Here is a 6,000-nt window from a genome sequence, read left to right on the forward strand (position 1 = left end):
TACATACTTATGCAGTATACTAAAAGTGAATCAGATAAAAATATTTTTTGCTAATGAAAATCAATAAATAATGATTTAGTTGGTATGTTCAACTAATTCTAATTCACCATCAACTAATCTATAGATTTTATTCATACGACTAGCTAGTTTCTCATCATGCGTGACAATTACAAAACTAGTTCCAAAATCATCACTAAGCTGTTGCATCAAAGCAAATATACTTTCAGATCTTTGGCTATCTAAGTTACCTGTAGGTTCATCTGCTAAGATACAGTTAGGATTGGTAACCAATGCTCTAGCAATAGCAACCCTCTGGCGTTCACCACCAGAAAGCTCGGCAGGTTTATGATCTGCACGATGCTCTAAACCAACTTTTGTTAGAATTTCATTAGCAAGCTTTATTGACTCTTTTTTAGTATATTTTTTGGTAATAGCTAATGGAATCATTACATTCTCAATAGCTGTAAACTCTGGCAATAAATGATGTAACTGATAGATAAAGCCTAAATGCTTATTTCGCATCTTTGCACGCTTATTTACAGATTGATTATCAAATCTCTCACCCATAAGCATTACCTCACCTGAGCTACACTTATCTAGTCCACCCAAAACATTTAGCAATGTTGTCTTACCTGATCCTGATAGACCCAGTATAGCAACCTTTTCTCCTTTATTAATTTCAAGGTTTACACTTTTAAGTATAGCTATATCTGTCTTGAATTCTGTGTAGCTTTTTGAGACATTCTTACAACTTAAAACTATATTACTCATATCTAAGCGCCTCCACTGGTTGAACCTTAGAAGCACTCCAAGCCGGATAAAGTGTAGCTAAGAAACTTAAAAACATAGAAACTAAAGTAACCTTAAATACATCAGACCACATAAGCTCCGATGGAATATAATTAATTAGATACACGCTAGCACTCAAGAATTGTCTCCCTGTAACATGCTGAATGAAATTAACAATCTCTGTGGCATAAGTCGATAGTAAAATTCCCAATAGAACTCCTATAACTGTACCAATCAAACCAATTATAAACCCTTGGTAGATAAACACAGTTATAATTTGTCTTGATGACATTCCCATCGTTCTAAGGATTGCAATATCACTTCGCTTATCAGTCACAACCATCACTAAAGATGACAGTAGATTAAATATAGCAACCGTAATTATTAGCAATAGGATAAAGAACATCATTGTCTTTTCCATTTTTAAAGCATCAAAGAAAGATTTATTTTCATCAGTCCAATCGCGAGTGAAATAATATGGAGCGATAGCACCATCATTAAGTTTATTTTTCACAAGTGGTGCATCATAGATATTTTTTAGACCTAATTGAAGAGATGATACTGAATTACCAGTTTCAAATACTTTTTGGGCATTTTTGATATTAATCATCGCATAATAAGCATCATATTGATAACTTACTGAGAATATACCTGATACCGTAAACTGTTTAATCCTAGGAATCATTCCAGCTGGTGTTAAGCTTATTTTAGGAACTATTAAAGTAACTTTATCTCCCACGCTAACACCTAAACTATTTGCTAGCGCACTACCTAAAACAATATTATAGCCCTCATTATCATCTAGTGATGATAACTTACCCTCTATAATGTGATCGCCAATTGGTAACACCTTAGTTTGATATTTTGGCTCTATACCTTGTATCTGTACAAAAGCTGTCGTACTACCACCATTATTTGCACTTAACAATCCTTGAGACTCCACGATAGGAGCTGCTGCTGTAACACTTGGAGCACTTTTCTCAACTTCTTTTGCTAATTTTAGCCAGTCAGTAACTTGCCCACCCATCTGATATACTTTCAAAGGTGGAACCATCATCAAAATTCTATTTTTGATTTGTTGGTCAAAACCATTCATCACAGACATTACTGTAATTAATACAGCAACTCCCAAAGATATACCCAAAAAAGATATAGCAGAAATAATAGATATAAACCGATTACGCTTCTTAGCACGGATATATCTTAACCCTATAAAAAGAGGAAGACTTCTAAACATTTAAGCTTTGTTTTGCAAATAAAATTACCATGTATAATAACATATTAAGGGACTAAAAACATTTCAAATAACCATAGCCAAATTTATCAAAAAATTTTTCCTAGTATCAATTTTTGATTAACCTTGTTAATTTTTACTAATTGTTGAAATATTTATATTGCTATATTATATGCCTCATTGACAAAAAGACATGTAAGTGAATAGATATGAGAAAAAATTTTAGATCTCAATTTTGTGCTTTACCAATATATTTAGGTGGACTAACTATAGCTTACATAATAACAGCATCGATAATAACTAATTTATTGTTCTAAATATGGCTGGCTTAGTTAGATTTTGATTTAGAAAGGTTTATGTTGATCCTCCCCCACACAAATAGGACACATAAAACTATATAACGAGTCTATACATAACTAACTTAAAGACTAACTTCAGCCAGCTATATTTAAACTTCTTTAAAAAAAGTAAATATTCTAAATGACAAGATCAAAATAAAAAATTGAAAAAAGGTTTGACGATTACCTACTTTCACCTGGGCATTGCCAGACTATCATCGGCGTGAGACCGTTTCACTTCTGAGTTCGGAATGGGATCAGGTGGTTCCAGACTGCTATTATCGTCAATAGCCACATATGATACTCTCATTAATTATTATGTCAACTATATATTCAAAAGTTTTGTCAAAAAACAAATACCAAATATGGAAATAGAAAAATAATTTTCTAGTAAAAGACTCTTTGTTTACAATAATTTTATAGATAACTAACTCCCACCTAGATGGGTGAAACAAAAGACCCATGGATATCTACCATATAAATATAGAAAGTTCGAAATATTCCCACAGCAAGTATATTGGCATTAGCAGAGCTTATATCTAAGATCAAACTATTTGAGTTAATAGGATGAAACCTTAGGTTCTCATGGCAGTAACAGCGATTATAAACTTCTGATTTATCGTGCCATATATAAGATAGCATATCATAAGCTTAATATCTAACGATAGAGTAACTACATGCGTTATTGAATCCAATAGAAATACATTGTTCTAATGCTATGGATATGGTTAAGAAGAGTTGGTTGTAGTAATAACCTACCAACTATCGTCAGTCATACAGAATTGATATCGCTTTAGACAAAAAGAATGTAGTCATATAAAAAATAATACGTAGTGCTCTAAAAATCGCTTTATTTAGAATTAGCTCTCCTGATAGAATTATTATACACTCTGATAAAGAGTCTCCATACTGTAGTGGTAAATACCAAGATATGATATGACTCTAAGTCAGTATGAATATATAATAAAAAATAAAGAAGTAAGCTGTCCTAAATTGACATGATAGATCAAAACTCATCAAGTAATAATTTTGATACTGTACACCAAGAAAAAGCACAATTTAGAATTATTAACTGTATTGACTCTAATCACGATAATATTTATCTATGATGAGGATATTACTCTCAAGGAGGTGTTGTAATGCCACTATTAAAGTATGAGGATAAGCATAGGCTTGAGTTCTCGGTAACAAATGTATTTACTTGTTTGTTATTTTCCACTTTATTTTTTTTGGATTTTGTAATGCAAACATCATTTAGCATTAACTTAAAAGAATTCAAAAGCCAACTAAGTTTGGATTCATTTTATTTAGGTTTGTTAGGCTCATCATTTCTAATGGGATATATTTTGATGCAACTGCCTATAGGTTTCTTACTGACCATTTTTAGAGTTAAAACAGTAATGTTATCTTTTATCGTAGTGACTATTATTGGTAACATAATTATTATATTAAGTAACGATTTCTATAATCTTTTTATAGGGCGATTTTTGACTGGCTCAGGATGTGCTATTGCTTATATAGGTGCTGCATACGCAGTGACTCACTGGTGGCCTAATAAATATGAAGGTTTTGGTTATGCACTTATACTAGCTTTAGGTTCCTTGGGAGGTTTTGTAGGACAAGATATTTTCAGTTTATTTCTTCAGTACAGGTTTTCTTGGGAGTATACGACAGTATTATCAATTGTATTTTCTCTAATAATTCTTTTTATTGTAATATTTTCTTGGGTAGAAAATGCACCAGATGAGTCATTTGAAAATGTAAAAAAATTAATTTTAGTTTATTTACTAAGACATTATTTAATAAAAATATAATGTTTATAGGTATATTGGGATTAATAGCAAACTCTCCAACAGCTTCATTAGCAGGGCTATGGCTTGTGCCCTACTTTGAGATAAATAATTCACTTCAGCAGCAGCAAGCTATAGATATCATAGCAGCATTTTGGTTTGCACTGATTGTTTTACCATTTATAATTAGTTTTTTATCCTTAAAAATCTCACCCAAAGCACTGTTGATTATATCATTCTTCTTTGTATTCCTTGGTTATCTATTGCTTATATTTTCACATTTAATTCCTACATCTTTGCTTTACTTGTCGATGATATTTTAGCTATTAGTCCATCAATACCTTTATATCTATTTGTAATGATGAGAGTCGTTGAAGTGAAAAATTATGCTATAGCGTTTAGCTTTTTAAACTTAATGACTATGTTTGGTGGTATGGCTATGCAACCCATATCTGGATATATTATAGATCTCTTTGGAAATGGTGATAGTTCAGGATACCATTTGTTAATAGCTATATTTGCACTTTTATCGATAATCTGTATTCTTATATCAGTTTTAGGAATCAAGCTTAGCTTACATCAACAGGCTAAATGTAGAAAGAAAATGTGCTAATAGTATCTCGTAAGTATATCCTCCTATTGAAATATTAAATAAAGAGTCATTAATCTGCATGTTGGATGAATACCAAGTTTTCTCAAAAATCACGGATTAATCACAAAAAATGGTTTCAAAAGTTATTCGGATTAGCTATATCTTTGAACCGTCTCATTTGACCTTTTTAGAAATCTCATTTAAACTACTATCCGAATATAAAATATGTATAGCATTTTGAATATAATTACTTGTCAAAGGTAAAGTAGGTTCTCTAAAAAATGTCCCATGACCTGTAGGGAGTATTCTATAAGCATACTTTTCAAAATGACTATCCCAAAACTCTCTTGGATCTTTATCTGAGTTAATAAATGGATTTAAAAAGCTCTGTCCAAACATCATTAAAGTCTTACCTTTGTATATCTTTGGAAAATACTCCAATGTAACTAAATACGGCTTAATACCTAAAACTCTATCGAAATGAACCACTAATGAATGTGCAAACATACCAGATTGACAATTACCAAATATTACAAATGGCTTTGATAGATCATGAATTTTAACTATTCTAGCAAAATACACCAATACTAAATTTTCTTGAAATTGTTCGTAGCTTTCAGCTGTTTTTGCATGTGTATGTAAAGATCTCATTCCATATAAAGGTTGATCCTTATCTATTACTTTTGCAAGATTTGAAAACTCTGTCCAGTTATTACATACCCAAAATATTGGTGATTTACTTCCATTCTCATTGACAGCTAATAATAAACCTTTTGCGTTTCCTAATATACTAACTGACATTTCATCGACATCTTTTTGCATACTTTGCAGAATAGTGTAAAACTGTCTTTTAGAGTCATTATCCATCTCATAATAACTCATAGGTTGGGGTTTATTATCCCAAAACTCATCTGCAGGAACACCTTCTCTTTTTACAGGCTCTTCCTTAATATCCTCATACTTTTTATTGACTAATTTACTAATAGTTGGGAAATCAAATATATCTTTAACATCTATTTTTGCTTCTACTTTTTTATTAAGCTGCGAAACTATCTTAATAGCTAAGATACTATTACCACCTATCCTAAAGAAATCATCTGTAACTCCTACCTTCTCTAAGCCAAGTACCTCTGCAAATATATCACACAAAGTTATTTCAAGCTCTGTCGTCGGGGCTACAAACTCATCTTCATTAACAAACTCAGGATCTGGTAACGCTCTTCTATCTAATTTACCATTTACCGTCAATGGCATAGA

Annotated in this window: 6 protein-coding genes and 1 rRNA gene; 3 read left to right on the plus strand and 4 right to left on the minus strand. The window is 31.5% G+C overall.

All coding sequences use genetic code 11. The features are described from left to right. Positions 1-75: 75 nt before the first annotated feature. From lolD to rrf, 3 genes are all read right to left on the minus strand, one after another. Positions 76-771: a lipoprotein-releasing ABC transporter ATP-binding protein LolD gene (gene lolD, locus FTPG_RS09435; RefSeq protein WP_004288242.1), complete on the minus strand. Its 696-nt coding sequence runs from the start codon at positions 769-771 to the stop codon at positions 76-78. Next, complete coding sequence (locus FTPG_RS09440) at positions 764-2,026, minus strand: lipoprotein-releasing ABC transporter permease subunit (protein ID WP_004288243.1); 1,263 nt, start codon at positions 2,024-2,026, stop codon at positions 764-766. The genes lolD and FTPG_RS09440 overlap by 8 nt, the downstream gene beginning before the upstream one ends. 509 nt (positions 2,027-2,535) lie before the next feature. Beyond that, positions 2,536-2,650: ribosomal RNA gene (gene rrf / locus FTPG_RS09445) — 5S ribosomal RNA — on the minus strand. 850 nt (positions 2,651-3,500) lie between these two features. Here rrf and FTPG_RS09450 point away from each other — a divergent pair. The 3 genes from FTPG_RS09450 to FTPG_RS09460 are packed head-to-tail and all read left to right on the plus strand — an operon-like array spanning position 3,501 to position 4,764. Continuing rightward, positions 3,501-4,175, plus strand: coding sequence for an MFS transporter (locus FTPG_RS09450; RefSeq protein ID WP_004288244.1), 675 nt, complete (start codon positions 3,501-3,503; stop codon positions 4,173-4,175). Beyond that, the gene (locus FTPG_RS09455) at positions 4,175-4,474 is read left to right on the plus strand and encodes a hypothetical protein (RefSeq protein WP_004288245.1); all 300 of its coding nucleotides are present in this window, start codon (positions 4,175-4,177) and stop codon (positions 4,472-4,474) included. Before FTPG_RS09450 ends, FTPG_RS09455 begins: the two co-directional genes overlap by 1 nt. Positions 4,475-4,512: 38 nt before the next feature. After that, positions 4,513-4,764 carry a hypothetical protein gene (locus FTPG_RS09460; RefSeq protein WP_035722679.1) on the plus strand — a complete coding sequence of 84 codons (252 nt, stop codon included), beginning with the start codon at positions 4,513-4,515 and terminating at the stop codon, positions 4,762-4,764. A gap of 153 nt (positions 4,765-4,917) precedes the next feature. Here the strand turns inward: FTPG_RS09460 and FTPG_RS09465 are convergent. Continuing rightward, positions 4,918-6,000: phosphopantetheine-binding protein (locus tag FTPG_RS09465; RefSeq protein ID WP_155105188.1), on the minus strand; the 1,083-nt coding region annotated here is incomplete at its 5' end.

This window comes from Francisella philomiragia subsp. philomiragia ATCC 25015 (genome assembly GCF_000156715.1).
Lineage (GTDB): Bacteria > Pseudomonadota > Gammaproteobacteria > Francisellales > Francisellaceae > Francisella > Francisella philomiragia.

Excerpts from the sequence above, each read along its gene's own strand:
- lolD (WP_004288242.1), bottom strand. The coding sequence starts at position 771 with ATGAGTAATATAGTTTTAAGTTGTAAGAATGTCTCAAAAAGCTACACA.
- FTPG_RS09440 (WP_004288243.1), bottom strand. The coding sequence starts at position 2,026 with ATGTTTAGAAGTCTTCCTCTTTTTATAGGGTTAAGATATATCCGTGCT.
- FTPG_RS09450 (WP_004288244.1), top strand. The coding sequence starts at position 3,501 with ATGCCACTATTAAAGTATGAGGATAAGCATAGGCTTGAGTTCTCGGTA.
- FTPG_RS09455 (WP_004288245.1), top strand. The coding sequence starts at position 4,175 with ATGTTTATAGGTATATTGGGATTAATAGCAAACTCTCCAACAGCTTCA.
- FTPG_RS09460 (WP_035722679.1), top strand. The coding sequence starts at position 4,513 with ATGAGAGTCGTTGAAGTGAAAAATTATGCTATAGCGTTTAGCTTTTTA.